This window comes from Labrenzia sp. 5N (assembly GCF_012395805.1).
Lineage (GTDB): Bacteria > Pseudomonadota > Alphaproteobacteria > Rhizobiales > Stappiaceae > Roseibium > Roseibium algicola.
In genome coordinates this window covers 358,452-384,486 of sequence record NZ_JAAZTM010000024.1, presented here as the reverse complement: position 1 = coordinate 384,486, position 26,035 = coordinate 358,452, and the positions used below count along the sequence as shown (strand labels likewise).

Here is a 26,035-nt window from a genome sequence, read left to right as displayed (position 1 = left end):
AGGCAAAATGCGGTTTCTCGAAAAATGGTTCGAGCCGGCGGTGATCGTCTCGATGCTGGGCATGATCATCATTCTGGTCTTCGCGGACGTGATTGCGCGGCTTGCCTTCTCCACCTCGATAGCTGTGGCGAACGAACTCGCCCGGTTTTCCTTCGTCTACATGATCTACTTCGGCGTGAGTTACGCAATCCGCGAGCGCCGGCACATGCGTGTCACGGTTCTGATCGATGTCATGCCGAAGGCGCTGCGCCACTGGATGTTCGTGCTCTCCGAGGTGATCTTCCTGACCTATTCCGTCGTCGTCTGCTGGCTCGGTGTCGTGATCACGCAGCAATCCATCGACCGCGGCAAGATCCTGAGCTCCACCGAGTGGCCTCAAGCCGTGCTTTACGCGGCGATCATTTTTTCCGGTGCCCTGAGCAGCCTGCGTCTTTTGCAATCCATCAAGGCTGCCGTCGTTGATGGCGACACGCGCCTCGGCCCCCAGACGGATATCTGAGCCATGACGACAGCCATTCTCTTCGGAAGCTTCCTGCTGCTGTTGCTCATCGGCGTCCCGATCGGCATTGCGCTCGGCGCGGCGAGCATGCTCGCAATCCTCTATATTCCGTTCCTCAGCCTCGACATGTATGCCCTCGGGCTGGTCTCGGCCATCGACAGCTTCACGCTCATCGCGGTGGTGCTGTTCACCCTGGCCGGCAGCCTGATGGCCGAGGGAGGCATTTCCAAACGCCTGATCGCCGTTGCGGACCATGCCTTCGGCGGCATGCCCGGCGATCTGGGCACCGTGACGATCATGTCCTGCCTGTTCTTTGCGGCCATCTCCGGAACAGGATCCGCCACGGTGGCGGCCATCGGCCTCGCCATGATCCCGGCTCTGGTCGATCGCGGCTACGACCGGGCCTATGCAGGCGCCATGGTGGCCTCCGCAGGCGGGCTTGGCGTGATGATCCCGCCGTCGGTGGTGATGATCGTCTATGCGGTCTCCTCCGGTGTATCTGTGACGGCTCTCTTCATGGCCGGCATCGTTCCGGGCTTCGTGATCGCGCTGACCCTGATCGGCTACAACGTGATACAGCGCCGATCCGGAAACCAGGGTGCGGGCAACCCGGTACCGCCAACCCGCACCGGCAGTCTCTGGGCTGCCCTTTGGGACGCGAAGCTCGCCCTCGCCATGCCGCCTGTAGTTCTCGGCAGCATCTATTCCGGTATGGTGACACCGACCGAAAGTTCCGCCGTCGCCGTCGTCTATGCCCTGATCGTGAGCTGCTTCGTCTATCGGGAGCTTCCGTTGTCCGCCGTTCCGAAGATGATGCTGGAAGCTGCGTTGCTGGTCTCCGCCGTGCTCGTCATCATCGGTGCTTCCTACGCCTTCGGCCGCATCATCGCTCTGGAGCGTATCCCGTCCGATCTCGCCCAGCTCGTGCTGTCGCTGACCCAGAGCAAGGTGGTGGTGATGCTGGCCGCGATCGTCCTGCTTCTGATCGTCGGCACTTTCCTGGAAACACTGGCGGCAATCGTCATCCTGACACCTGTCCTTCTGCCGATCATGCTGAAACTCGGCGTGGATCCGGTTCACTTCGGCATCGTCATGGTCGTGGCACTTGCCATCGGCTTCGTGACACCGCCGCTCGGAGCAAACCTGTTCATGGCCGCCGCTGTCGGCAAGATCCGGTTCGAGGACATCGCCCGCAGGATCTTTCCCTGGGTGGTGACGATGATCTTCGCGCTCCTGCTGATCGCTTTCATTCCCGTCCTGTCCCTTGGACTGCCAGAACTGTTCCTGGGCTACGGGCGCTAAACCTTCAGCGGTCAACCCGCTGAACCACACAACAGCGGCATTTCGGCCGCATTCGAAAGATGACGACGGACGATGCGGTTTCGCCGCGCAGAAAGTCGCCCGGAAAACTGAGGAACCTGAAATGACTGTCGAGTATCTGAAGAAAGGAAAGCCGGAAGCGGACCGTGTCGAGGACGATGCCAAGGTGCGCGCCGTTGTCGAGGCAACCCTGAAGGATATCGAGGAGCGCGGCGATGCTGCCGTGCGCGACCTCAGCGAGAAATTCGACAAATATTCCCCGGCATCCTACCGCCTGTCGCAAGAGGAGATCGACGGCCTGATCGCCCAGCTGACCGAGCAGGAACTGTCCGATATCAAATTCGCCCAGGCGCAAGTGGTCAATTTCGCAAAGGCCCAACGCGACAGCATGCTGGATATCGAAGTCGAGACGCTACCGGGCGTCATTCTCGGCCACCGCAACCTGCCGGTTCAGTCCGTCGGCTGCTACGTGCCGGGCGGCAAGTTTCCGATGGTGGCCTCCGCACATATGTCCGTCGCAACAGCGAAGGTCGCCGGTGTTCCGCGCATCGTTGCCTGCACTCCGCCGTTCGACGGCAAGCCCAATCCCGCCGTGATCGCGGCCATGCACCTTGGCGGCGCGGACGAAATCTACGTGCTGGGCGGCATTCAGGCCGTCGGCGCGATGGCCATCGGCACGGAAACCATCGAGCCGGTGCACATGCTGGTTGGTCCGGGCAACGCCTTTGTTGCGGAAGCCAAGCGTCAGCTTTTCGGCCGCGTCGGCATCGATCTTTTTGCCGGACCGACGGAGACCATGGTGATCGCCGATGAAAGCGCCGCAGACGCGGAGCTCTGCGCGACGGATCTGCTCGGCCAGGCCGAACACGGCTACAACAGCCCCTGCGTGCTGCTGACCAACAGCCGCAGGCTGGCGGAAGAAACCATGGCCGAAGTCGAACGGCTTCTCGCCATTCTGCCGACAGCGGGCACCGCCCGCGTGAGCTGGGAAGAATACGGCGAGGTGATCGTCTGCGATACCTACGAGGAAATGCTGAAGGTCGCCGACGACATTGCTTCCGAGCATGTTCAGGTCATGACCGACCGCGACGACTGGTTCCTGGAAAACATGACCTGTTATGGCGCGTTGTTCCTCGGCCCGCGGACAAATGTCTCCAACGGTGACAAGGTCATCGGCACCAACCACACGCTGCCGACCAAGAAGGCCGGCCGCTACACCGGCGGACTTTGGGTCGGCAAGTTCCTGAAAACCCACAGCTATCAGAAGGTCATGACCGACGAAGCAGCGGCCAGTATCGGTGCTTATGGCTCGCGCCTGTGCATGCTGGAAGGTTTTGTCGGCCACGCCGAGCAGTGCAACGTCCGCGTTCGCCGCTATGGCGGTGTCAACGTCCCCTATGGTGAGGCTGCACCGGTTCTGGAGAAGGCCGAATGAGCCTACCGCGCACCCCGTCCTTTCGCCTTGATGGCCGGCGCGCCCTCGTAACAGGTGCGTCCTCCGGCATCGGCAAGGCGTGCGCTGTCGCGCTTGCGGAAGCCGGGGCGGCAGTAACGCTGGCAGCCAGGCGGGCCGCGCCGCTTCAGGACCTTCAGGCAGAAATGCAGGCCGAAGGCATGCAGGCGGGCGTATTGGTCCTCGACATGGCAGATCATGAAGCGCTTGAAAAAGCCCTCGCTGACCTGCCGGCCTTTGACGTTGTCGTGAACTCCGCCGGCATGGCGCGCCATGGTCCTGCGCTGGAAACCCGGCCCGAAGACTTCGATGCAGTGATCGACCTGAATTTCCGGGCAGCCTATTTTCTTGCAGCCCTGGCCGCAGGCCGGCTGGCAGCCGAAGGCAAGCCGGGTTCGATCATCAACATCTCGTCCCAGATGGGCCACGTCGGCGGCATCGACCGCGCCGTTTATTCAGCTTCCAAGCACGCAATCGAAGGCATGACCAAATCGATGGCGATCGAGTGGGGCCCAAAGGGGATCCGCATCAATTCCATCTGCCCGACCTTCATTCGCACCCCGCTGACCGAGAAGACCTTCGAGAACCCCGAACGGCGCAAGTGGATTGAGGAGAAGATCAAGCTTGGCAGGGTAGGCGAAGTCGAGGATATCATGGGCGCGGTCGTCTACCTCGCCTCGGACGCATCCTCCCTGGTGACCGGAACGGCATTGCTGGTCGATGGAGGTTGGACGGCGGACTGATGAGCAAGGAAAAGGTCACACTCAGCGAAGTCGCAAAGCTGGCAGGGGTTTCCCAGTCGGCAGTCAGCCGTGCATTCACGCCGGGCTCCAGCGTCTCGCAGAAGACCCGCGACCGCATCGAGGCGGCAGCCGAGGAACTCGGATACCGACCGAACCCGATCGCGCGGGCGATGATTACCGGCAGAAGCCGCATCATCGGCCTCGTCGTGGCCTACCTTGAAAACCAGTTCTATCCGCTCGCAATCGAGCGTCTCAGCCGGGCCTTGCAGGCCAGGGGCTATCACATCCTGATCTTTCTGGCGGAGAACCAGGAGGACGATGTCACCCGCGTGGTCGATGAATTGCTCGATTACCGCGTCGACGGCATCATCACGGCCTCTGTTGCGATCACCAACGACCTGACCACCCGCTGCGAGGACGCCGGCATCCCGATCGTCATGTTCAATCGCGGTCAGGACGACAACCGCCTGTCGTCGGTAACCTCCGACAACCTTGCAGGCGGCCGGACCGTCGCCAACTTCCTGGTCGCCTGCGGACATGAACGGATCGCCCATATTGCCGGTTGGCAGGGATCTTCGACCGGGCGCGACCGCGCACGCGGCTTCACTGAGGCGCTTGCCGAACACGGCCGCGAACCCTGCGCTGTGCTCGACGGCAAATACAGCACCGATGTGGCGCGCCAGCTTGCGCGTGAGCTCTTCGGTTCAGCGGACAGACCGGACGCGGTATTCGTCGGCAACGACCATATGGCACTTCCCGTGATGGACGTTCTACGCTTCGAACTGGGGCTTTCCGTACCGGGCGACGTCGCTGTGGTCGGCTACGATGATGTGCCCGTCGCAGGCTGGCCGACCTATGACCTGACGACAGTCCGCCAGTCGGTGAACCGGATGGTCGAGGCAACAGTCGAGACATTGCTTGGCCGCGTCGAGGGACATACAGAGCCCACACGCATCCTGATCCCGGGCGATCTGATCCAGCGCGGCTCCACGCGCAAGCTGGACCCGTTCGGCACATGAGGACACCCCTTCAGGCCGAGGAACGGCATCACACCTATCTGCAGAGCTTGAGATCACGGCGGCTGAACAACCACCCGCCGAACCGGCTGCTGGCCGCCCTTCACTGACCAGATTTCTCAAGGATATTCGACATGAGTTCGATCAACGATCGCATCGTTCGCTACGGTGAACTGAAGCCGTGCAAGACTGCCTTCATCGACGCCCATACGCCTGGCTCGAACCAGAAGGAAAACTTCACCATCATCGGCGGCGGGGTTTCGGAAAGTCCCGACCAGCACGTCCACATCACCGACAAGGTCGGCTTCAATATCGGTGCCGCGGGTCAGCCGCCGCATTGCCGCAACTCGCTTCACAACCACACCACAGCCGAAGTCTTCTTCGTGCTGAAGGGGCGCTGGCGCTTCTTCTGGGGTCGCTATGGCACGGCCGGCGAATTCGTTGCCGAGGAAGGCGACATCTTCAACATTCCGACCGGGATTTTTCGCGGGTTCGAGAACATCGGCACCGACTACGGAATGATCATGGCGATCCTTGGCGGCGATGATGCCGGCGGTGGCGTGACCTGGGCACCTCAGGTGATTGAGGACGCGCGGGAACACGGTCTCATCCTTGGGGAGAACGGGGTCCTCTACGACAGCAAGAAGGGCCAGACCCTGCCGCACAACGTATCCCCGATGCCGCTTTTGACCGACGAAGAGCTGAAGGCTTTCCCGGAAACGCCGGTGGAGGACGTGGTCCGCGACTATGTTGCCCGCTACTGGGACCTGATGGCGCTGGCAGCGAAAAAGCCGGCCAAGGTGATCGGCGAGAACGCTCTCCTGAAAGACAAGCCCGGTTTCGAGGTCGAATTCCTGACGCGCGGCTCACTCTCCAGCGACACCATCACACCGGAGAAGCCGACAGTGCTGATGCCGATGCGCGGCCACTGGGCGCTAAGCTGGAGCGGCGGTCAAACCGTGCTCAACCCGGGCGACACCGCCCTGATGCTCGCCGGAGAGACTTACTCGCTTGAGCCGTCGATGACCGGTGAGGCATCGCTCTACCGGGTTGTCGCCACAGATGATCCCGCCGGCCTGACCTGGACCGGGAACTGACACCTTGCAGCCGGCGAGGCTCTCCGGTCTCGCCGGCTGCCTTCTTGAAAAGGAAGTGGCCATGACGCGTCTCCCGCTCGTCCTGATCCCCGGCATGATGTGCGACGCCCGGCTCTACGGGCCGCAGATCGCTGCCTTTTCCGGGTCGCGTGCACTGCATCTTGCTCCGATCTGCAACGAGGACAATGTCGAGGCCCTGGCAGCGGCGATCCTTTCCGGCGCACCGCAACGCTTTGCGCTTGCGGGCCTTTCCATGGGCGGGATCGTCGCCATGGAGGTCGTGAGGCAGGCGCCCGAACGTGTGGAGCGTCTGGCACTTCTCGACACCAATCCGCGTGCCGAACTGGACACGGTGAAGGAAAAGCGGGCGCCACAAATGGCGGTGGTCCGCGCAGGTGGGCTCTCGGACGTCATGCGCCTCGAGGTCATTCCAAATTTCGCACATGACAGGTCGACCGCTGCCGACCTCGAGAGCCTTGCGCTTGACATGGCCGAAGGCCTCGGACCCGAGGTCTTCCTGCGCCAGTCGAAAGCGCTGATTGACCGCCCGTCACAGACCGAAACGCTGCGCGCCTACAAGGGCAAGGCTCTGGTCCTGACCGGCGAGAGCGACAGGCTTTGCCCCCTTGATCGGCATACACAGATGGCAGAACTGCTTCAGAACTCGGTTCTGGAAATCATCGAACAAGCCGGTCACCTGACGACACTGGAACAGCCTGCGGCAACGAACGCCGCACTCGGACGATGGCTTGAGGACTAGGATTAGAATGGATCAGGAACTTCTGGAACTGCTGAAACGCGTGGATACGCCGACGGTCTGCAATGCAATCGAGGTTGTCGAGGGCAAGCGCGGCTTCAACGGCTTCACACGAGGCACCATGCTGTGCAGCGCACCGGAGGGTGGCGCCATGGTGGGCTATGCCTCAACGGCCAAGATCGCCGCACTCGAACCACCCACAGAGCCTGCGGACGTCATCCGCGCCCGCCGCATGGAATACTACCGGCGCATGGCCGAGGCCCCCAAACCCTCGATAGCCGTCATCGAGGACGTGGATTACCCGCATTGCATCGGGGCCTACTGGGGCGAGGTGAATACTTCGATCCACAAGGCCTTCGGCATGTCCGGTGCCCTGACCAACGGGGTCATGCGCGACCTGGGCGATATGGCAGAAGGATTTCCGGTCGTCGCAGGATCCATCGGCCCCAGCCACGGGTTCGTGCATGTTCGCGAGTTGGGCACGCCTGTCAGCATCTTTGGGCTGACTGTCCAGGACGGTGACCTGGTCCACGCCGACCGCCATGGCGCCGTGGTCATTCCGGCGGAGGTCATACCGGGTCTTAAAGAAGGTATTGCCAAGCTCTTTGCCTCGGAAAAGATCGTTCTGGAAGCCACAGCAAAAGGACCGATGGACTTTGCCGCCTTCGAGAAGGTCTGGAAGGCTTTCGAAGCTGCCCGCGTCTGAGGACACGAGCTCAGCAACAGGACACGAAAGAGGCTAATTGCTTTAGCTTGAAGTTCATTCTTTGCCTGTTGCCCGGTGGCCCCGGACTGGCTCAGACCGAGCTCGTATCAGCCGTCGAGATCGCGTTCGGACAGAATGCGATCGACCAGTCCCCATTCCAGGGCCTCTTCCGGTGTCATGTACCGGTCCCGGTCCATCGCGGCTTCGAACTCCTCGTAGGTTCTGTTGCAATGCTTCGCGTAAAGCCGTGTCATGCGCTCCTTGGTGCGCAGGATTTCCTCCGCATGGATCGCCATGTCCGATGCCTGTCCCTGGAAGCCGCCGGACGGTTGATGGATAAGGATGTTCGCATTGGGCAACACGGCCCTTTCGCCAGGTTCCCCGGCCATAAGCAGAAAAGATCCCATCGACCTGGCAGTACCCATGCACAGCGTATGAACGGGTGCCCGGATGTAGCGCATGGTGTCGTACATCGCGAAGCCGCTGGTAACCATGCCACCGGGTGAGTTGATGTAAAGCTGGATCGGCTTCCTTGGGCTTTCCGCCTCCAGAAAAAGCAACTGTGCGCAGATGAGTGCGGACACCGTGTCATTCACCTCGCCATTGAGAAAGACAATCCGTTCGCGCAGCAATCGCGAATAGATGTCGAAAGAGCGTTCACCGCTGCTGGATTGTTCCACGACCATCGGGACGAGCTGCATCGCTTCGCGCATGGGCGAACTCCTGTATTTCAATGATTTGGTTTGGTCGAAAAGAGCTTATGCGGCCAGCATCATGACCGGCTCGTTGCTGTTTGCTGCCCAGGTATCGCGAGGCGCCAGCCGGCCATCGGCAAGGCGTTGCCTGATCGTCAGAAGCGTTCGGTCGCTGCTGATCGGCTGCAGCTGAAACTGCACGACACTTTCCAGAAATGGCGGTGCATCATCGCGCAGCCGGAAAAGGATCTCTTGGTTCGGTATCACGGCAACAGGTTCTGCCTGTGCGAGATCGTGGTCCGGTAGCCATCGTTCCCTGAAAGTGGGGATGGTGATGGCTCGCCAGACCTTTTCCGGTGGTGCCTCCAGCTCATATTTCTGAACGATGTCAGCAGTTTCCATCTCCCCTTGCACGGAATTCGCCAACTCCACATCGGGCGTTTGGTCGCTCATTGGTCCATATCCTTCAGCAGGGTTTTCAACGCGTCGATGCGGGCTGGCCAATAGGCGCGGTATTTTGCGAGCCAGCCGGCGATAAGGGCCAGTCCGTCAGGGTCTACTTCGTAGTTCACGAATCTGCCCTGCCGTTCCTGTCGCACAAGCTTTGCCTGGCACAGGACGGCGAGATGCTGGGACATTGCCGGTTGGCTTATGTCCATGCCGTTGCGCAGGGAACTTGCGTTCATGCGGCCATCGGCCAGCTTCTCGAAGATTGCGCGCCGCGTCGGGTCGGCCAGAGCCTTGAAGATGTCATTTTCCAACATGGTCATACATAAGCATACACTTATGTATAACGCAACAGCGATTTGGTTGGTTCATTGGGGGAATGGCAAACACGCTGCGCGCCAGCCGGTATCGGTCTGGATTAAGTCCTGCCGACAACCAGCAACATCCAATGCCCGGTTCGCCTGGTCGGATCACAAGCGATCCCTGCCAGACCTGGTGCTGAACAGTGAGTTTCCCCGCTAGGCACTTCGCGTGGCTGCCTTGCCAAGGTCCCGTGCCATATTGACGAAAGCCCGGAAGGCAGCCGAAGGGTTTTTGCGCCCGGGATAATAGAGACAGAGCGGCGACGTTGGCGGGGTCCAATCCTGCAGGACCCGTTCAAGTCGCCCGGCAGCGATGTCGTCGCGTACGTTGGCTTCCATGAAAAACCCGATCCCGATCCCCTCGAGAACGGCCATTCGTGCAAGCGAAGCTTCATCAAGTGTAATCGGACCCTCCACGTCGATCAGGAGGGCATTGCCATCCTTCTCGAAATGCCAGCGATAAAGCGCACCGTTTGGCAGTCGGACACGGATGCATTGGTGAGCCAGAAGATCGGGGGGTGCGGCCGGCCTCCCATGTTCTTCAAGGTAGGCAGGGGTGGCGACCACGGCAAAGCTGCGAGGCGCCCCCAGCGGCACAGCGATCATGTCACTTGGCACCAGATCGGCGGTTCGGATTCCCAAATCGAACCCTTCGGCAACGATATCGACGATCCGGCCTTCGGTGACGAGATCGATGTGAACCTGTGGGTAGCGCTGCAGGAACGCCAGAACGAGCGGTGCAAACACTTCCCGGGCAGCTGTTGCGAAAGCATTGATGCGCAATGTCCCCGAAGGCGTGTCCTGTTGCGAGCGCACGGCTGCCATTGCGTCCTGGATGTCACGCAGTGCGGGGGACACCTGTTCGACGAAGGTTCGACCGGCATCCGTCAACGAGACACTTCGCGTGGTGCGATTGAACAGGCGAACGCCGAGTTGCCGTTCCAACTTGCCAATAAGGTTGCTGAGCGCCGTCGTCGACAGCCCGAGTTCGAGCGCCGCTGCACGGAAAGACCCTCGATTGGCGATGGCCAGAACCGCTTCAAGTTCTCCCAGAATCTGACGTGACATTGTTCCGATTTTCGTGATGTTACATCCAGCTTTATCCCAATTATCGCGATTAAGGTCCAGCCATATATTTCGACCATCGACGCCGGAACACCCCGCTGATCCGGCTTGACCATCACCAGAAACGGAGATGTCAGATGGACATCCGGTTACCAGAACCGATTGCGGCCTATTTCGAAGCTGACGGAAACAGGAATGCCGATGCCGTCGCTGAATGTTTCAGCGAAGACGCGGTCGTCAAGGACGAGCAAAACGTGAATGCGGGACGCACCGCGATCCGCCGATGGAAGGCGGAAGCTTCAACAAAGTACTCCTACACGGTCGAACCTTTCGCAATCGAGGTGGAAGGAGATCGCACGGTGGTGACGGGCCACGTTGTCGGGAACTTTCCCGGCAGCCCTGTCGACCTGAAGTATTTTTTCCGCCTGACGGGCGAAAAGATTGCTGAACTGGAGATCCTGCCGTGAGTAAGTTTCTCAGTCTTGAAGGCAAACGAGCGCTTGTCACGTCCGGAACGCGAGGCGCAGGGGCTGCGACGGTCAGGCTATTCCGGGAACTCGGGGCCGAGGTGCTGACAAGCGCCCGTACCAAGCCGGACACGCTTGAAGATGGCGTCCAGTTCGTCGCGGCGGACCTGACCACGACCGAAGGGTGCGACGACCTTGCCGCCGCTGTCCAGGAAAGGCTGGGAGGCGTGGACATCATTGTTCATATGCTCGGCGGCTCCTCTGCTCCGGGAGGCGGGTATGTCGCCCTGACGGATGCCGAGTGGCACAACGAGCTCTATCTCAATCTCTTTCCTGCCGTTCGTCTGGACCGGCAACTCGTGCCGGACATGGTTGAACGGGGAAGTGGTGTCGTCATCCACGTTTCGTCGATCCAGAGGGAGCTGCCGCTGCCTGAATCGACAACCGCCTATGCGGCGGCGAAGGCAGCGCTGTCCACCTACAGCAAGGCCCTGTCGAAAGAAGTCTCGCCAAGGGGTGTGCGTGTGCTGCGTGTATCGCCCGGGTGGATTGAGACGGAAGCGTCGGTGCGCCTTGCCGACCGTCTCGCCAAGCAGGCCGGCACCGATTACGAGGGCGGCAAGAAGATGATCATGGATGCGCTTGGCGGAATACCGATCGGTCGCCCGACAAAACCGGAAGAGGTCGCGAACCTGATTGCGTTCGTGGCGTCCGACCGCGCGGCCACGATCACCGGAACCGAATACGTCATTGACGGGGGCACCATACCGACAACGTAGACATGACGAACGCGCGGATCAGGCGGGAGTGCCCCACCCGCCGATCTGAGAATAGATCGTGTCGCGAAGATTTCGGATGTTCTTGTTGAGGCGCGCGAGGTCTTCGGGGCTTTGCATCGAAGCCGTCAGCAGAGCCTCGCCAAGGCATCCTGCCCTGGACTGAAGCGCACGGCCCTTGTCGGTCAAGGCCACGACAACCTGTCGCTCGTTGTTTGGATTTCGGGTTCTTTGCAGCAGTCCCGCCGTTTCGAGACGCTTGAGAAGCGGCGTGAGTGTACTGGATTCCAACGCCAGGGTCTCGGCGATTGCCCCGACTGTCTTCTGGTCGTCGCGCCAGAGAACATTGAGAACGAGATACTGCGGATAGGTCACCCCGAGCTCGTCAAGAAGGGGTTTGTAGACGCGCTGAATGGCAATCCCTGCCGAATAGATCGCGTAGCAGAGTTGATCGTCCAAAGGCGGTGGATTGTTCTTCCGGTCATTCGTCATGCGCTGCTCCTTTGCCCCCGTATATCAAACCACATCACGAGAAACAATATCGCGATAACATTTCTCTTGACCTGAAAATTCGATCACTATAATCATACTTATCGCGATAATTGTTATCGCTACTTGTTTGGAGAAGAGCCATGAAGACCAAGACGAAAATGTTTGTTCTGGCGGCTGCCGCCGCTGCCGTCATCGGACTGAAGTCCGCGAATGCGTCAGACACCATTCCGACGGATCAGACTGTCAGGAATGTTGTGCTTGTTCACGGCGCTTTTGCGGATGGCTCCGGCTGGCGCGGCGTCTATGACGAACTGACAACGCGTGGATACCGGGTCACCATCGTCCAGAACCCGCTGACATCTCTGGAAGACGATGTTGCGGCCACCAAACGCGCATTGGACCGGCAGGACGGCCCGGCCATTCTTGTCGGGCATTCCTGGGGCGGCACGGTCATTACCGAAGCGGGGATCGACCAGAAGGTTGCCGGGTTGGTCTATGTCTCGGCGCTTTCGCCGGATGCCGGCGAAACGACAGCTCAACAATATGATGGATTTCCAGCGGCTTCCGAGTTCGTCATCGACACTTCGGAAGACGAGTTCGCCTATGTCGACCGGGAAAAATTCAAATCCGGCTTTGCCCATGACGTCAGCGACGCGGACGCCGCTTTCATGCGGGATTCTCAAGTTCCCCTCAACTTGGCAGCGTTTGGCACGAAGCTGAAGAATGCCGCGTGGCGCTCCAAGCCGAGTTGGGCGGTGATTGCAACCGAAGACAAGGCATTCGACCAGGCCATGCTGATCCACATGGCGGAACGTATCGGCGCAAAGATCACGAAGGTCTCTGCCAGCCACGCTCTCTTCATGACCCAGCCGAAAGTCGTCGCCGACACGATCGACGAAGCCGCACAAACGGTCTCGAGCCAGCATTAAACAACACAAGCATCGATAGAGGTCGATCACATGGACAAGACCATGCAGCTCGAAAAGACAAATGCCGAATTCGATTTCATCGTATGCGGTGCAGGTTCCAGCGGGTCGGTTGTCGCAGCCAGATTGGCCGAAGACGGCAATGCCAGGGTTCTGCTCCTTGAGGCTGGAGGCGACGATTTCGCCGAAAGTGTCATGGAACCGGCTCAATGGCCGTTGAACCTTGGCAGTGACCGTGACTGGGGCTTTGTTGGTGAACCAACACCTGGGCTCGCCGGCCGCCGGCTTCCCTTAAGCATGGGCAAGGGGCTTGGTGGTGGTTCAAGCATCAATGTCATGGTGTGGGCCCGGGGCCACAAGGAAGACTGGAACCATTTCGCCGCAGAATCCGGCGACGAAGCCTGGGGATACCAGTCCGTGCTCGGATATTATCGCCGTATTGAAGACTGGCGCGGAACACCGGATCCTTTGCGAAGGGGATCCGGCGGCCCCGTCCACGTCGCGCAACCTGACAGTCCAAAGCCGGTTGCCAGGGCGCTTCTCGACGCTGCGGAGCTGATTGGTGTTCCCGTCTTCGACACGCCCAACGGCGAGATGATGGAAAGCGCTGGCGGTGCATCGATCGCGGAACTGAGGATCCGCAACGGCAAGCGGGAGTCGGTTTTCCGGTCCTACACCCACAAGATGATGGCGCAACCAAACCTCACTGTGCTGACCAATGCATTGGTCACGCGGCTCCTTTTCGAGGGAAAGAAGGTGATTGGCGTCGAAGCTTTGGTCGATGGCGAAGTTCGGCAGTTCCGCGCGCGATATGAAACAGTGCTGTCACTCGGCGCTGTTCACACACCCAAGGTTCTGATGCAGTCCGGTATCGGTCCGGAGGATGAACTGCGGGTTCACGGGATCCCCGTTGTCCAGCATCTTGCCGGTGTTGGCCGCAATCATCAGGATCACATTGCGTTTGGGTGTACCTGGGCGTACCGCAAACCTGAGGAGGTCGGCGGAGGCGGCTGTGAAGCGACCCTCTACTGGAAGAGCAATTCCGGTCTTCAGCAACCCGATATCCTTCAGTGCCAGCTTGAGTTTGCCGTGCCCAGCCCTGTTGAAACGGACCTGGAAACGCCTGAGCACGGCTGGACGATGTTTGCCGGGCTTGCACAGCCGAAAAGCCGGGGACAGCTGCGTCTATCCGGGCCGGATGCCCGCGACCCTATGCTCATAGAACCCAACTCCTTGAGTGAGCCGGAAGATCTGACGGCTGCATTGGCGGCAGTGGAACTATGCCGTGAGGCGGGAAACAGTGAAGCCTTCACGCCGCTGGTCAAAACCGAGACGGCACCGCGGTCCCGAAACAAGTCAGGCATGATCGACTTCATCCGGAAATCCGCTGTCACCTACTGGCATCAATCCTGTACGGCCAAGATGGGGCGGGACAGCATGTCGGTGGTTGATAATCAACTCAAGGTGTATGGCATCGAGGGACTTAGGCTCGCCGACGCCTCGATCATGCCGCGCATCACGACCGGCAATACGATGGCTCCATGTGTCGTCATCGGAGAGCGCGCGGCGGATATGATCCGGCTCCAGCACGGGTTATCTGATGCGCCCAACACCGACCATTGACACGTCCAAGGGACGTTTAATCTCTGATCGAAACATGGTCTGGACGCGGCTGCCTCCGCCGCGTCCACCTTTATTGATCACTTGGCCAAACTGAGCCGATCTTCATCTCGGGCAGGGCATGAAGGGACAGGTGTTTCCGAATGTGGATGCAGAAATCGGAACAGGAGAGGCAAAACAGTCTTTCAGACGTTTGCTCACAACGGAAACCCCGCCCGCTGACATAGACAGGGGCGGGGGTAGGGGACGACGGTGTTGAAATATGCCAGTTTCGCTATCGCAACCCACGAAATCCGCTGCAAGGATGTCAGGCAGCCACCAGCTGCAAGTCGTCAACCACCTGATTGGCTGCCTTCTTGGCTGCGGCGATGGCCTCTTCCTGGAAAGAGGCACCGAAGGCAAGTTTCTCGGCGCGAATGAAAGTGACGTCCGTGATGCCGATGAAGCCAAGCAAGGTGCGCAGGTGAGGTTCCTGGGCATCCATCAGCTGTGCCGGTCCTTCGCTGTAGAGGCCGCCTCGTGTCAAGACGACGATAGCACGCTTGCCTTTCAGGAGCCCTTCCGGACCAGCGTCGCTATAGGAAAAGGTTACTCCGGCGCGCAGCACGTAGTCGAACCAGGCTTTCAGCGTGGACGGAATGCCGAAGTTGTACATGGGCGCACCGATGACCAGCAGGTCGGCCGCTTTCAACTCGGCAATGAGTTCGTCGGAGAGGGCCTGCGCGTTGGCCTGCACTTCGTTTTCAGCTTCGGGAACACGCAAGGCAATCGTGGAATCCTGCGTCAGGTGCGGTACGGGATTGCTCCCCAGATCGCGGGCAATGACCTTGCTTTTGCCGTTCTTGAGACGCAACTGGTTTACGATGTGGGTGGTAAGCTGGTTGGATACGGAGGCATCGCCCAGAACACTGCTTGTCAGTACGAGAACTTTAGACATTGATTGTACGTCCTGCTTTTCATGAAAGAAATTCAGTCGTCAACTTGGTTCCCGGATGCCTTTTCCGGAACCGTCATTTTCCGCACCAGATTGTTGCTCTGAGAGGAACGCATGATTGATCTGGACGATATGCGATGCTTCATCGAAGTCGTGGAATGCGGCAGCCTGAGCGCGGCTGCGACGCGGCTCGGCATTTCGAAATCCATCGTCAGCCGCAGAATTGCGCGGATTGAAGACCTGCTCGGCACCCGTCTTCTGGATCGGACGACCCGCGGCATTGCCCCCACGGAGGCTGGCCAGGAATTCAAATCCAGAAGCGAGGATCTTCTGGCCAACTATGAAGACACGCTCGAAGCAATTTCCGAGCACTCGAACGAAATCGTCGGAGAATTGCGACTGTCGGTCCCTCTTGCCTTCGGGACAAGACATCTTGGCCCGATCCTCGGATCTCTGGCCTGTCGTCACCCGCGGTTGAAAGTGGATGCCTCGTTTTCTGACCGTGTTGTCGATCTGATCGGCGAGCAGTTCGATGCTGCGATCCGAATTGGGAAGTTACGCGATTCCAGCTACGTCGCTCGCAAGATCGCACCGATCAACTCGATCGTCGTCGCCAGCCCGACCTATCTGAAGCAAAACGGTACTCCGCAAACGCCTGAAGACCTGACCGCCCACGAATGCCTCATTTACACAGCCGCGCTTTCACCGGACTGGATCTTCCACAGTGGCAACGGGAACATCTCGGTACGCCCGTCGGGACGTCTGCGCACTGACAACGGAGACATAACCGTAGCCTGGGCGGTTGCGGGGCTTGGAATTGCTCACGCGCCCCTGTTTCTCGTCAACGATGCGGTGGAGCGTGGTGACCTTGTTCCGTTGCTGCTTGACTATCCGACACCGGAAGTCGGCCTTTTCGTACTCCGCCCCCCTGGCGCGAATACACCCCGGAAGGTCAGGGTCCTGATAGACGCGCTCGTCGAAACCTTTTCCGGCAAGCTGGAATGGAAAGGCTGGACCAGTCCGTCCGAATGAAACGACATGGGCAAGAGCCCCTCAAAAGGCAAAGTTGAATTGGTAGCAGCGGCATTGCCGGGAAGCGCCTGCCGCCGCGGCTTTTGTTATTGCGGAGGACGTGACGCCTGAAGTTCAAGAAGCTTGTTCGCGCAACTCGGCGACATGTTTGCCGCATTGGCCTGAAGGCACTGCAGAAGCCTGCCGCCGCCTGGCTGTATGCCGGAGCACAAGCTGCGCACATCGGCTTCGCAGGCGGTCCTGATTTCCCGCATTTGCTGACGGGTCAGCTCCTGGGCATGAGCCCCGGAGACGCCCAGAAGCAAAAGAGCCGAAATCAAAAATCTCATGAAAATCTTCCTATGTCTTGAGGGGGACGACGGGCGCGTAGAACATTGGCGGCCACGCGCCCGTCTTTGCCGATGCGGCGGGAGCACCGGCAATTCTGTCGTATTGTGATGCGGGTTATCTGAGGGTAAGGCGAGGAAACCGGGAGGCCTCAAGCTGTTCTTCCGTTAGCACTGCGCGCAGGTTCTCGACTGCGGTTTTCAACGCTGCACCCTTTTCGCCATAGACGGAAAGGACGTCCGCCAGAGCTTCAATCCGGCCGAAGGCTTCCGGACCTGCGGGATCTTCGTCAGGCGCTCCTGCAAGGGCGCGCACCGTGCCGGCATCCGGGACCAAAGCGAGCATTGCAGCGGTATAGGCTCGCCATTCGTCCTGTTGGTCGGCCCGGATGCCGATTGCCGTTTCCTGCGAACTCAACGCTCCGGCCAGCCTGAACCTGGCGGCATTCCCGGTATAGAAATGCCGAAGATGATCGAGGCGCTCCGCAACGTCGTAGATGTCGGGAACGCCCCCGAAGACGATAGGCAATTCGGGTGGATAGGCAGGGCCTTTGATGGCGAAGGGATTGTCCTGCGACACCGCGGCAAAAGGCATGACGGCGGCAAGCGTGACGCCGGCCACAAGTGACAAGGGGATCAGCTTCTTCACGGTACTCTCCAACTCGTTGTCGATGGAGAGATCCTGCAAATTCTGCATCTCCGCCGGTTTTCCGGCTGATGGGAAATTGTAGCTTTTTGTTTCCCACCCGGTGGTCAGCTTGACTTGAAGAGGGGCAGTGTCACCTTCACCCGGCCACCCCGTGGGGTGTTTTCCAGACTGATGACCCCGTCATGGGCTTGGGTCAGCGACCGGGCTACCGAAAGACCGAGGCCTGCACCGCCAGTTCCCCGGGACCTTGATGGTTCCGCCCGCACAAAGGGCTCGAGCAACAGCGATCTGGCTTCTTCCGAAAAACCGGGGCCATCATCATCAATCAGGATCGTTATCCGCTCTTCGTCCAGGACGAAGGTTGCCCGCGCGTGGGTGCCATATTTTATGGCGTTGTCGACCACGTTCAAAATGATGCGCCTGAGCGCGACACGATCGCCGACGATCCATGCCTGCTTCTGCGCGAAATCCTCACTCGCTTCAGCAGGCAGTCCGGCTTCCCTGAACTCGGCAAACTCCGCGCTGACAAGTTCGCAGAGATCAAGCAACTCTTCGTTGAGTACGCCGACGCCGGCCCGGGAAATCAGGAGAGCATTGTCGAGCAGGGAGATCATGTCGGTGATATCGGACGTTGCCCGCTCCCGCTCCGAGGCGTCGGGCAGATTTTCCAGACGCAATCTGAGGCGGGTGGCGAAGCTGCGCACGTCGTGCTGGAGCCCGCCGATCAGCGCCATTCGTGAGCGGGTCATGGTGTGAAGCCGCTTCTGCAGCCTGTCGAACGCCCGGACGAGCGCTGTAATTTCCGGCGTACCGGCGCGGGTGTCCGGCAAGGGAACAGGTTCGGTAGACGGATCGATGCGGTCCACCGCCGCCGCCAGCCTTGCAAGCGGCCGGATCTCACGGTGGAACAGAAGCAGCGCTATAAACGCGAACACCGTACCGAGCAGACCCGCCCCCAGGCCGACAGGCAAACCCAGAGGCGTGACCGGGAACGGTAGATGAACCCCGATTGCCAGAGCCTTGCCGTTTCCCGCCGCGATCCAGAACTTGAGCGGGCGCATGGGGCCTAAACGCCAGCGGCTGCCGTCCAGTCCGTTCAACTTGCGAGACTGTGCAGCAAGCAGGCGATCTCCCAGAATTGCCCGGTAGGGTTCAAGCACACCTCTGTCACGCAGTTCGCTGTCGGTTTCGGGAACCTCGGAAACGGCTACCAGTTGAACATCAAGCCCCGGCGAGCGGACTGCTTTCAGAACCGTGTCCTGCTGCGCGGGAGGAGTACCGGCAAAAAGCTCTGCAATCGCGGCAAGCTGCGCAGGTTCGGGGTTGGATGTTGCACGCGAAAGACTGCCTTCGCGATAGGCGACGCCAAGCACCAGCAACCAGAGGACCAGAAGCAGGCTCGCGCCGATGGCAACAAGTCTTGCGACCAGGCCGAAACGCATCTCACGCCACCTGCCGGACCGAAGCAGTCAGAAGATAGCCGCCGTTGCGAACGGTGTTTATCAAGCTGCTGCCGGGGCTGTAGCTTTCCAGTTTCTTGCGGATGCGCGAAACCAGGATATCGACTGTACGGTCAAAAGGACCGGCACTGCGACCACGGGTCCAGTCCAGAATCTGATCGCGGGAGAGAACCCTGCGCGGGCGGAGAACAAAACACGACAGAAGATCGAATTCGGCACTGGTGACGGACACCAGATCTCCATCGTCGGTCTCGACCTGGCGCGCGTCCAGATCGACAATGAAGCGGTCAAAGGCAAACCGTCTCGACATGGGCTGCGAGGGGTTGGAGGCGGCCCTGCGCAACATCGCCCTGACCCGTGCCAACAGCTCTCGCGGACCAAACGGCTTGACGACATAGTCATCGGCGCCGAGTTCCAGCCCGACCACACGGTCGGTTTCATCCCCTTTTGCCGTCAGCATGAGAATGGGCGTATTGCCCTGAGCACGCAGCCTGCGGCAGATGGACAGTCCATCTTCGCCCGGCAACATGAGGTCGAGAATGAAAAGGTCCGGCTGGACGCGTTCAAGCGCCGCATCCATGTCCCGGCCGTCCTGTGCAGAGACGACTTCGAAGCCTTCCCGGCTCAGAAACTCGCCCACAAGGCGGCGGATTTCATGATCGTCGTCGACGATCAATATTGTCTTTGCATCCGGTTCCATGAGTTCAATTGCACATGACGACCCTGCGAAATCAAACGAAAACAGGCAGCGATTACAAAATCATACAAACCGGAAATCTAACGAAATGCCTTGGCTGCCGGAGCGCCGCACAGTGCAGAACCACTGCGACCACGGCATTTGTCTTCCTGTACGCGCCAGCAGGACCAACGCCGGCCGAACAGTCATGTTTTACAAATTGAAACATAACGTAACGCACCGGAAAGACCCGGTGCAAGCGACAGGTCGAGGGTCTCCAGAGGCCGCTGCCAAGGCGGCGACGCATATGGACAACACCATGATGAAACGACTATACCTCGCGCTGGCGATCCTGATCGGCGCACCATCGCTTGCGGCGGCGGCAACGGTTGCCGTCTCCACCGGAAACGTGAACCTGAGAGCTGGCCCGTCGACCGGCTATCCCGTCGTCACTGTTGTTCCCGCCGGAACACGGATCACGACTTACGGCTGCGTTTCCGGCTATTCCTGGTGCGACGTGAGCTTCGGCGCGTATCGCGGCTGGGTGTCGGCCAGCTACATTCAGGTCGTTTACCGCGGCAACCCGGTCATCGTCACGCCAGTGGTCGCACCTGCAGTCGGCCTTACAGTCGTTGCCTATAACCGCGCTTATTGGGACACCTATTACGCCGCCTATCCCTGGTATGGCCGCTGGGGTCATTATTACCGCCCGGGTTATCCGGTCGCACCGGCGGCACGCGTTACTTCGCATGACAGGGCGGTTACCTGCACAGGAGACAGCTGCACGGCCACGCGGACGACGACGGGTATCTACGGCGGTTCGGCCAGCCAGTCCCGCACCTGTGCCAATGGTGAATGCAATGCCACCCGAAACGTGGTCGGCCCTTACGGCGGCACCGCGTCACGCAGTCGTAACTGCAGCACCAACAGTCAGTCCTGCACCGTCAGCCGGACGGGACCTGCCGGTGGAACAAGAACGCGGGTTTTCCAGCGTTGAAACGATTACCGGTCTGCAGACGGTTCGCTCATTGCGAACCGTCGCCCGGCACCCTACAGCGCCAGCTTGACCTTGCCGCCCTTCGCAGACCGCGAGCAGCAGGACATCATGCGCCGGTTTTCCGCGCGTTCGGTGCGCGTCAGTACCACGTCGCGATGATCGATTTCTCCCTCAAGAACTTCAACCTCGCAACTGCCGCACAAACCTTCCCGACAATCGCAGGCAATGTCGATACCTGACGCAAGCAGTGCGTCGAGCAACGTTACATCTGCTGCGACTTCAAGCGTCAGGCCCGAATCTTTCAGTTCGACCTGGAAAGCGTTTTCCTTCGATGGATCGAGAGCGGTCTCCTGCGCGGAGAAATGCTCGAAATGCAAGGTGCCGGCCGGGTGACTTGCAGTGAGGTCTTCCAGCTGGGAAATCATCCGCTGCGGACCGCAAGCATAGATCTGCCCGCCGTCGCGCAAGCCGGCGACAATGGCGGCCAGGTCCGCGCGTGCGCCTTCGTCCCCGGCATAGATCGCAAGCCTTCCGGAGTGATCGGCCTGCAACCGGTCCAGAAAGGCCATGCTTCCGCGGGACCTTCCACAATAGTGGATCATGTAGTCACGCCCCAAGGCTTTCAGCCGGTCTGCCATGGCGAGGATTGGCGTGATGCCGATCCCTCCGGCAATCAGGACGTATGAGCTGGCCTGTTCGTCGAGCCGGAAGAGGTTGCTCGGGCCGCGAAGACGCAGTTCAAGCCCCTCTGCGGCAACCTCGTGAATACGGCGCGACCCGCCCCGCCCATCTTCTTCAAGAAGCACGGCGATATCGTAGTCGCTGCCATCGGCTCTGCCGCACAGAGAATATTTGCGATCGAAGCCCTCAAGGCACACTTCGATATGTGCCCCGGCACTCCAGCCCGGCAGGGACCGGCCCTTGGCATCCTCGATCGTCAGCCCAAGAATGCCGTCTGCTTCCCTGCGGACATTCTTGACGCGGATCTTGCGCGCGATATCACGGCGCGCAGGCGCTCCAACCGGGAAATGATGGTTGTCGTTTGCAATCGAGGGCGTGGCCCGCTCGGGGTTCTTCACCGGATCCCACTCGACCCAGACATGATCCGGACCTCTGAAGGACGTATTGGCGAGGTAAGTGAATTCCTGTTCGGCCAGTTGCAGGTGTGGCAGCCGGCGCGTCATTTCCTCCAGGAAGATCCGCATTTCCATACGGGCAATGTTCTTGCCCATGCACTGATGGCTGCCGTAGCCGAACGTGAGGTGATCGACGGCGTTGTCACGGTAGATATCGAACTTGTCGCCATCTTCGAAATGCCGCTCATCCTGGTTGCCGGACGCCTGAACGATAAGCAGCTTCGCCCCTTCCGGGATCTCGACTCCGCCGATGCTGGTCGCCGCCATCGCCTGCCGCCGCCACGCAACGATGGAACCGGAATAGCGCAGGCATTCTTCCACCGCGTTGGGGATCAGGCTCGGATCCTCGCAGATGTCCTGCCAGGCCTGCCTGTGGGTGAGCAGTGTCTTGAACATTCCTGCCGAGGCAAGCGACGTCGTTTCGTGGGCGGCGACGATGATAGCCATCATCATCGAATGTACGTAGCTGTCCGGCACGACATCCGGCATTTCCGCGTTCTTGCGGATTGTCTCATGCATCCAGCCGGTTCCGTCCGGCTCCTTGCGCATCTTTTCGATGATCTTGCCCGCGTAGTTCCAGAACTGCCCGACGTCATGCGCAATGGCGACCTGTTGCTCGTCGGTAGGCTTGCCCCAGGTATTGACCGAGTGGGCGACCGAGAAGTTCTTGAGGACCGCGATGTCGTCTTCCGGAACGCCCAGAAAATGCAGGGCGACATTCAGCGGCACTTCGTAAAGCATGGCGTCGACCAGATCGACCCGGCCGCTGTCGATGAAGGCGTCGATCTTTTCGCGCGTCAGCCGGCGCACCATCTCCTGCCTGGCTTCCAGATTATCCGGAAGGAAATGGTCCATCAGGGCGCGCCGCCGTTCCATGTGTACGGGCTCGTCCTCGTTCACCATGGTCCGGTTCATCGCGTAGCCGTAGCCCTTCAGAACCTCCATTGCTTCCGGCGTTGCCGGTGTGATTTTTTCCAAGGCGTTCCGGGGCGAGAAGAGGATGTTGTCACGAAAGACCGCCTTGATGTCATCGTAGCGACTGACCACCCAATAGCCGAGCTTGGGACTGTAGAAGACGGGCAACTGCTCCCGCGACCAGCGCAGTGCTTCTGCGGGGTCCGCCTGATAGGGTCCGGCGAACGCATCGAATTCAGCAGCCTTTTTGGAAAACGGGCACTGGGCTTCGGCAGCGGCCGGGTTGTCCGGTCTGCCCCTTGAAGACTTACCGCCCGCCATCGCGTCTGCAGGGCTCGCAGTGCGTTCCATTTTCTCCTCCTCCCAGAAAAGTAGTCGGACCGCATCCCCCTTTGAAAAGGTACGTCTGCGGTCTGTGTCGGCTCCGATGCCAGAGGCTTGCCGACAGATGCCAGACCAAATCTGATCCTACATCTGGTTTGGCAGCAAGAGCACTAGTCCCGGCAGTGTCAGCAAGATGATCAGACGAATGATATCGACCATCCAGAACGGCGTGACACCCTTGAAGATCGTGGCCGTCGGCACGTCGCCGACGACCGCCCGCAACACGAAGACATTCAGGCCAACGGGAGGTGTGATCAGGCTGATTTCGGTTACCACCACGACGATGATGCCAAACCAGATCGGATCATAGCCAAGCCCTGTGACGACCGGAAAGAAAATCGGCACGGTCAACAGCAGCATCGACAGGCTTTCGAACACGCAGCCGAGCGCAATATAGATGAGCAGGATCAGCCCCATGACCATCCAGGGCGGCAGATTGTAGGCGGTCACCATGTCGCTAAGTGCGGTCGGCAGGCCTGCGATATTGACGAAGTTGGAGAAGATCCAGGCGCCGATCAGAACTGCAAACAGGCTGGCTGCAGTCATGGCCGTTTCACGCAGGGCTTCCAGGGCATCTGCGAGCGACAAGCGTCTGCGGGCAAGCGCGATCAGAAAAGCCCCCATGGCGCCCATGCCGGCGGCTTCCGTCGGCGAGAAGCTCAGGTTGATCGGCGGCACATCGAAGACACCATAGAGCCCGCCGATCACCAGAAAGAACAGCAGCAGGACAGCCCAGACATCCTTCAGGGCGGACAGTCTTCCGCTGAGGTTGATGCGTTCCCCTGCCGGACCGGCTTCCGGATCGCGCCAGACCGTGAACTGGACAGCAACCAGATAGAGTACGACACCCAGAAGGCCGGGAATGATGCCGGCGACAAAAAGCTTGCCGATCGAGGTTTCGGTCAGCAGACCGTAAATGACGAGGATCACCGAAGGCGGTATGAGGATGCCGAGCGTCCCGCCGGCGGCAATCGAAGCCGTCGACAGTTTGTCGGCATAGCCGAACCGACGCATTTCCGGCATGGCCACTTTCGACATGGTGGCGGCGGTTGCAAGGGACGATCCGGATATGGCGGCAAAACCGCCGCAGGCAACGATGGTTGCCATCGCGAGACCACCGCGAAAATGGCCGAGGAACGCGTTGGAAGCGGCATAGAGCTCCCGGCTGATCCCCGCCTTGTTGACAAACAACCCCATGAGGATGAACAGCGGAACGACCGAGAGGCCGTAATCCTGACTGGTATCGATGATCAGACGGGCCGTCATGGAAATCGAGGCGCGGTAGCCCGATTCAATCATGAAGCCGATCATTCCGACAAAGCCCATGGCGAAGGCGATGGGCACTCGCAGCAGGACTAGTACGAGAACCGCTGCAAATCCGAGAAGTCCTTCAAGCATGCCGGGGGCTCATCAATTTCGGTGCGAAAATATGGCCGAGCCCGCGAACAATGAGGACTGCGGCGGTAATTGCCGTGACGATGGAAATGAACCAACCGACATAGTGCAGGGGCAGGCGCAGATATTCCATGACGTCGCCGTAGGAGCGGCTTCGTTCGGCCAGATCAAATACGCGCATGGCCGGCAGGACCAGCATCAGGCCGCAAAAGAGATCTGTGAATGCATTACGCCAGCGGGTCAGTCCGGCGCGCTTGAACATGCCATCCGTCAGGTCGACGCAGATGTGGCCATCCTTTGCGGAGACGACCGGCAGAACGGAGAAAACCATGATTGCCATGAGCAGACGCGTCATGTCGGCGGCAACTTCGATCGGCGCATTGAACACCGACCGGAGCACCACGTCGCAGAACGTCATGACCATGAGGACGAACAAGGCAAACGAGGCAAGCAGCGCCGGCAGACTGGCCGCAAACTTGAGTAGACGGGACACGTCCAGATCCTTCAGCTGCGGGCGGTCCGGACAAACCGGACCGCCCGGACTCGTTTAGTTTCCGGCCATTTCCTGCTTGACCATTTCGTAGGCGGCTTTCGCGTCCACCCCGGCTTCCTGCAATTCCGCCAGAACCTTGTCCGTGACTTCCTTGCTGATTTCCTCGAACTTGGCGATGTCATCGTCGCTCGCAGGCGTGATCTTCGTGCCTTCTGCGTTTTTGGTCGCTTCATAGGCAATCGTGTCTGACTCGTCCCAGGATGCACCTGCCATCCGGCTCGCGGGCTCACCAAACACTTGCTCGTCCAGGGCTTTCTGGACATCTTCCGGCAGGCTATCGAATTTTTCCTGGCTCATGATCACGGCAAAGGAGCCGCGATAGAGACCGCCCGGCATGTCATAAAGATACTTGGCCACTTCGTTCAGCTTGAAGCCGACACGCTCGCCGACATTCATCGCAACGGCGTCGGCCGCACCGGATTCCAGCGTTTCATAAACCTTCGGAGCCGGAACGTTGATGCCGATCAGGCCGAGCGCGGACCCCACATCGCCGGCAACACCGCCGCCGATGCGCGTCTTCAGGCCGTTCATGTCGGCAAGACTGCTGACTTCCTTGCTGGAATGGATCTGACCGGGGCCATGGGTGTTGAGCGAAATGACCTTGACGCCGCGATGCTCGTTCAGAGCAGCGAGGTATTTTTCATAAACGCGCCAATAGGCGACGGATGCGTCTTCTGCGTTGCCTTCATAACCCGGCAGTTCAATCAGCTTAGTCCCGACGAAACGGCCCGGTTGATACCCGTGGAAGATGATAGCCATGTCTGCGGCACCATCGAGAACCAGATCCATCTGGGCTGGCGGCGGGGCGAGGCCAAAGACCAGCTCACCCGAGACTTCGCCGCCTGTAGCTTCTTCCATCATGGTGATCAGATTGGCAAAAATGCCGGTATTCACGCTATGGGTTGGCGGCAGCCAGCTGGAAATCTTGAGAACGGTTTCCGCCGAAAGCGCCGAAACGCTGAGGCTCAGTGAAACTGCGGCAGCGCCAACAATCTTGAATAGCGACTTCATCTTCCTCTCCCTTGAATGATGCGTCTGTCTGGCTGGGCTCCTCCGCAGGCCCGAGACCGTTTTTGAATACTTCCATTGATGAGCATGCCTTGTCAATAAATATGAAACTGCATGTATTTTTTGCAA

At 59.8% G+C, this 26,035-nt stretch carries 28 protein-coding genes; 14 read left to right on the top strand and 14 right to left on the bottom strand.

The window, feature by feature from the left end:
* Positions 1-7 precede the first annotated feature (7 nt).
* From HEP89_RS28850 to HEP89_RS28815, 8 genes are all read left to right on the top strand, one after another.
* Positions 8-499 carry a TRAP transporter small permease gene (locus HEP89_RS28850; protein WP_168693729.1) on the top strand — a complete coding sequence of 164 codons (492 nt, stop codon included), beginning with the start codon at positions 8-10 and terminating at the stop codon, positions 497-499.
* A 3-nt stretch (positions 500-502) separates the two neighbouring features.
* Positions 503-1,801, top strand: a complete 1,299-nt coding sequence (locus tag HEP89_RS28845; RefSeq protein ID WP_023001280.1) for a TRAP transporter large permease — start codon at positions 503-505, stop codon at positions 1,799-1,801.
* 121 nt (positions 1,802-1,922) lie between these two features.
* Positions 1,923-3,254 (top strand): histidinol dehydrogenase, encoded by a 1,332-nt coding sequence (hisD, locus tag HEP89_RS28840; protein WP_023001281.1) that lies wholly within the window; start codon positions 1,923-1,925, stop codon positions 3,252-3,254.
* A complete protein-coding gene (locus tag HEP89_RS28835) occupies positions 3,251-4,015 on the top strand; it encodes an SDR family oxidoreductase (protein WP_168693728.1) in 765 nt (254 codons plus the stop codon). The genes hisD and HEP89_RS28835 overlap by 4 nt, the downstream gene beginning before the upstream one ends.
* A complete protein-coding gene (locus HEP89_RS28830; protein WP_031269438.1) occupies positions 4,015-5,034 on the top strand; it encodes a LacI family DNA-binding transcriptional regulator in 1,020 nt (339 codons plus the stop codon). The genes HEP89_RS28835 and HEP89_RS28830 overlap by 1 nt, the downstream gene beginning before the upstream one ends.
* Positions 5,035-5,165: 131 nt before the next feature.
* On the top strand, positions 5,166-6,128 hold the full coding sequence (locus tag HEP89_RS28825) for a cupin domain-containing protein (RefSeq protein WP_168693727.1): 963 nt from the start codon (positions 5,166-5,168) through the stop codon (positions 6,126-6,128).
* A 61-nt stretch (positions 6,129-6,189) separates the two neighbouring features.
* On the top strand, positions 6,190-6,888 hold the full coding sequence (locus tag HEP89_RS28820) for an alpha/beta hydrolase (protein ID WP_168693726.1): 699 nt from the start codon (positions 6,190-6,192) through the stop codon (positions 6,886-6,888).
* Between the two features lie 7 nt (positions 6,889-6,895).
* The gene (locus HEP89_RS28815) at positions 6,896-7,591 is read left to right on the top strand and encodes an RraA family protein (RefSeq protein WP_168693725.1); all 696 of its coding nucleotides are present in this window, start codon (positions 6,896-6,898) and stop codon (positions 7,589-7,591) included.
* Between the two features lie 107 nt (positions 7,592-7,698).
* Here the strand turns inward: HEP89_RS28815 and HEP89_RS28810 are convergent, their stop codons facing one another.
* The 4 genes from HEP89_RS28810 to HEP89_RS28795 form a co-directional block, all read right to left on the bottom strand.
* Positions 7,699-8,304 (bottom strand): ATP-dependent Clp protease proteolytic subunit, encoded by a 606-nt coding sequence (locus tag HEP89_RS28810; RefSeq protein WP_168693724.1) that lies wholly within the window; start codon positions 8,302-8,304, stop codon positions 7,699-7,701.
* A gap of 45 nt (positions 8,305-8,349) precedes the next feature.
* Entirely contained in the window at positions 8,350-8,688 is a 339-nt protein-coding gene (locus HEP89_RS28805; protein ID WP_168693759.1) for a polyketide cyclase, read from the bottom strand.
* Positions 8,689-8,735: 47 nt separating this feature from the next.
* The gene (locus HEP89_RS28800; protein ID WP_031269440.1) at positions 8,736-9,050 is read right to left on the bottom strand and encodes a metalloregulator ArsR/SmtB family transcription factor; all 315 of its coding nucleotides are present in this window, start codon (positions 9,048-9,050) and stop codon (positions 8,736-8,738) included.
* A gap of 201 nt (positions 9,051-9,251) precedes the next feature.
* On the bottom strand, positions 9,252-10,163 hold the full coding sequence (locus tag HEP89_RS28795) for a LysR family transcriptional regulator (protein WP_168693723.1): 912 nt from the start codon (positions 10,161-10,163) through the stop codon (positions 9,252-9,254).
* A gap of 134 nt (positions 10,164-10,297) precedes the next feature.
* Here HEP89_RS28795 and HEP89_RS28790 point away from each other — a divergent pair, with 134 nt between their 5' ends.
* A complete protein-coding gene (locus HEP89_RS28790; RefSeq protein WP_168693722.1) occupies positions 10,298-10,627 on the top strand; it encodes a nuclear transport factor 2 family protein in 330 nt (109 codons plus the stop codon).
* On the top strand, positions 10,624-11,406 hold the full coding sequence (locus tag HEP89_RS28785) for an SDR family oxidoreductase (protein ID WP_168693721.1): 783 nt from the start codon (positions 10,624-10,626) through the stop codon (positions 11,404-11,406). Before HEP89_RS28790 ends, HEP89_RS28785 begins: the two co-directional genes overlap by 4 nt.
* Positions 11,407-11,424: 18 nt before the next feature.
* Here HEP89_RS28785 and HEP89_RS28780 read toward each other — a convergent pair whose 3' ends face one another.
* The gene (locus tag HEP89_RS28780; RefSeq protein ID WP_168693720.1) at positions 11,425-11,895 is read right to left on the bottom strand and encodes a MarR family transcriptional regulator; all 471 of its coding nucleotides are present in this window, start codon (positions 11,893-11,895) and stop codon (positions 11,425-11,427) included.
* A gap of 158 nt (positions 11,896-12,053) precedes the next feature.
* Between HEP89_RS28780 and HEP89_RS28775 the strand changes: the two genes are divergently transcribed.
* Positions 12,054-12,824 (top strand): alpha/beta hydrolase, encoded by a 771-nt coding sequence (locus tag HEP89_RS28775; RefSeq protein WP_286201097.1) that lies wholly within the window; start codon positions 12,054-12,056, stop codon positions 12,822-12,824.
* 30 nt (positions 12,825-12,854) lie between these two features.
* Positions 12,855-14,444, top strand: coding sequence for a GMC family oxidoreductase N-terminal domain-containing protein (locus HEP89_RS28770; RefSeq protein ID WP_168693718.1), 1,590 nt, complete (start codon positions 12,855-12,857; stop codon positions 14,442-14,444).
* Between the two features lie 304 nt (positions 14,445-14,748).
* Here the strand turns inward: HEP89_RS28770 and HEP89_RS28765 are convergent, their stop codons facing one another.
* Positions 14,749-15,378 (bottom strand): NAD(P)H-dependent oxidoreductase, encoded by a 630-nt coding sequence (locus HEP89_RS28765; RefSeq protein ID WP_168693717.1) that lies wholly within the window; start codon positions 15,376-15,378, stop codon positions 14,749-14,751.
* Between the two features lie 111 nt (positions 15,379-15,489).
* On the opposite strand from HEP89_RS28765, the gene HEP89_RS28760 reads away from it, so the two are divergent.
* A complete protein-coding gene (locus tag HEP89_RS28760) occupies positions 15,490-16,407 on the top strand; it encodes a LysR family transcriptional regulator (protein ID WP_168693716.1) in 918 nt (305 codons plus the stop codon).
* A gap of 86 nt (positions 16,408-16,493) precedes the next feature.
* On the opposite strand, the gene HEP89_RS28755 is transcribed toward HEP89_RS28760, so the two are convergent.
* From HEP89_RS28755 to HEP89_RS28740, 4 genes are all read right to left on the bottom strand, one after another.
* Entirely contained in the window at positions 16,494-16,736 is a 243-nt protein-coding gene (locus HEP89_RS28755) for a cysteine rich repeat-containing protein (protein ID WP_168687600.1), read from the bottom strand.
* A gap of 115 nt (positions 16,737-16,851) precedes the next feature.
* Positions 16,852-17,430 (bottom strand): hypothetical protein, encoded by a 579-nt coding sequence (locus HEP89_RS28750; protein WP_168693715.1) that lies wholly within the window; start codon positions 17,428-17,430, stop codon positions 16,852-16,854.
* Positions 17,431-17,486: 56 nt separating this feature from the next.
* On the bottom strand, positions 17,487-18,824 hold the full coding sequence (locus tag HEP89_RS28745) for a HAMP domain-containing sensor histidine kinase (RefSeq protein WP_168693714.1): 1,338 nt from the start codon (positions 18,822-18,824) through the stop codon (positions 17,487-17,489).
* Position 18,825: 1 nt separating this feature from the next.
* Positions 18,826-19,542, bottom strand: a complete 717-nt coding sequence (locus tag HEP89_RS28740) for a response regulator transcription factor (protein WP_168693713.1) — start codon at positions 19,540-19,542, stop codon at positions 18,826-18,828.
* 295 nt (positions 19,543-19,837) lie between these two features.
* Here HEP89_RS28740 and HEP89_RS28735 point away from each other — a divergent pair, with 295 nt between their 5' ends.
* Positions 19,838-20,515 (top strand): SH3 domain-containing protein, encoded by a 678-nt coding sequence (locus HEP89_RS28735; RefSeq protein ID WP_168693712.1) that lies wholly within the window; start codon positions 19,838-19,840, stop codon positions 20,513-20,515.
* A 53-nt stretch (positions 20,516-20,568) separates the two neighbouring features.
* On the opposite strand, the gene HEP89_RS28730 is transcribed toward HEP89_RS28735, so the two are convergent.
* The 4 genes from HEP89_RS28730 to HEP89_RS28715 all read right to left on the bottom strand — a co-directional run bounded on the left by HEP89_RS28730 (position 20,569) and on the right by HEP89_RS28715 (position 25,909).
* Positions 20,569-22,887 carry a cytochrome P450/oxidoreductase gene (locus tag HEP89_RS28730; RefSeq protein ID WP_168693758.1) on the bottom strand — a complete coding sequence of 773 codons (2,319 nt, stop codon included), beginning with the start codon at positions 22,885-22,887 and terminating at the stop codon, positions 20,569-20,571.
* A gap of 147 nt (positions 22,888-23,034) precedes the next feature.
* Positions 23,035-24,348, bottom strand: coding sequence for a TRAP transporter large permease (locus HEP89_RS28725; protein WP_023001304.1), 1,314 nt, complete (start codon positions 24,346-24,348; stop codon positions 23,035-23,037).
* Positions 24,341-24,838 (bottom strand): TRAP transporter small permease subunit, encoded by a 498-nt coding sequence (locus tag HEP89_RS28720; RefSeq protein ID WP_075283482.1) that lies wholly within the window; start codon positions 24,836-24,838, stop codon positions 24,341-24,343. The genes HEP89_RS28725 and HEP89_RS28720 overlap by 8 nt, the downstream gene beginning before the upstream one ends.
* 54 nt (positions 24,839-24,892) lie before the next feature.
* A complete protein-coding gene (locus HEP89_RS28715) occupies positions 24,893-25,909 on the bottom strand; it encodes a TRAP transporter substrate-binding protein (protein WP_077294514.1) in 1,017 nt (338 codons plus the stop codon).
* Between the last annotated feature and the right edge of the window lie 126 nt (positions 25,910-26,035).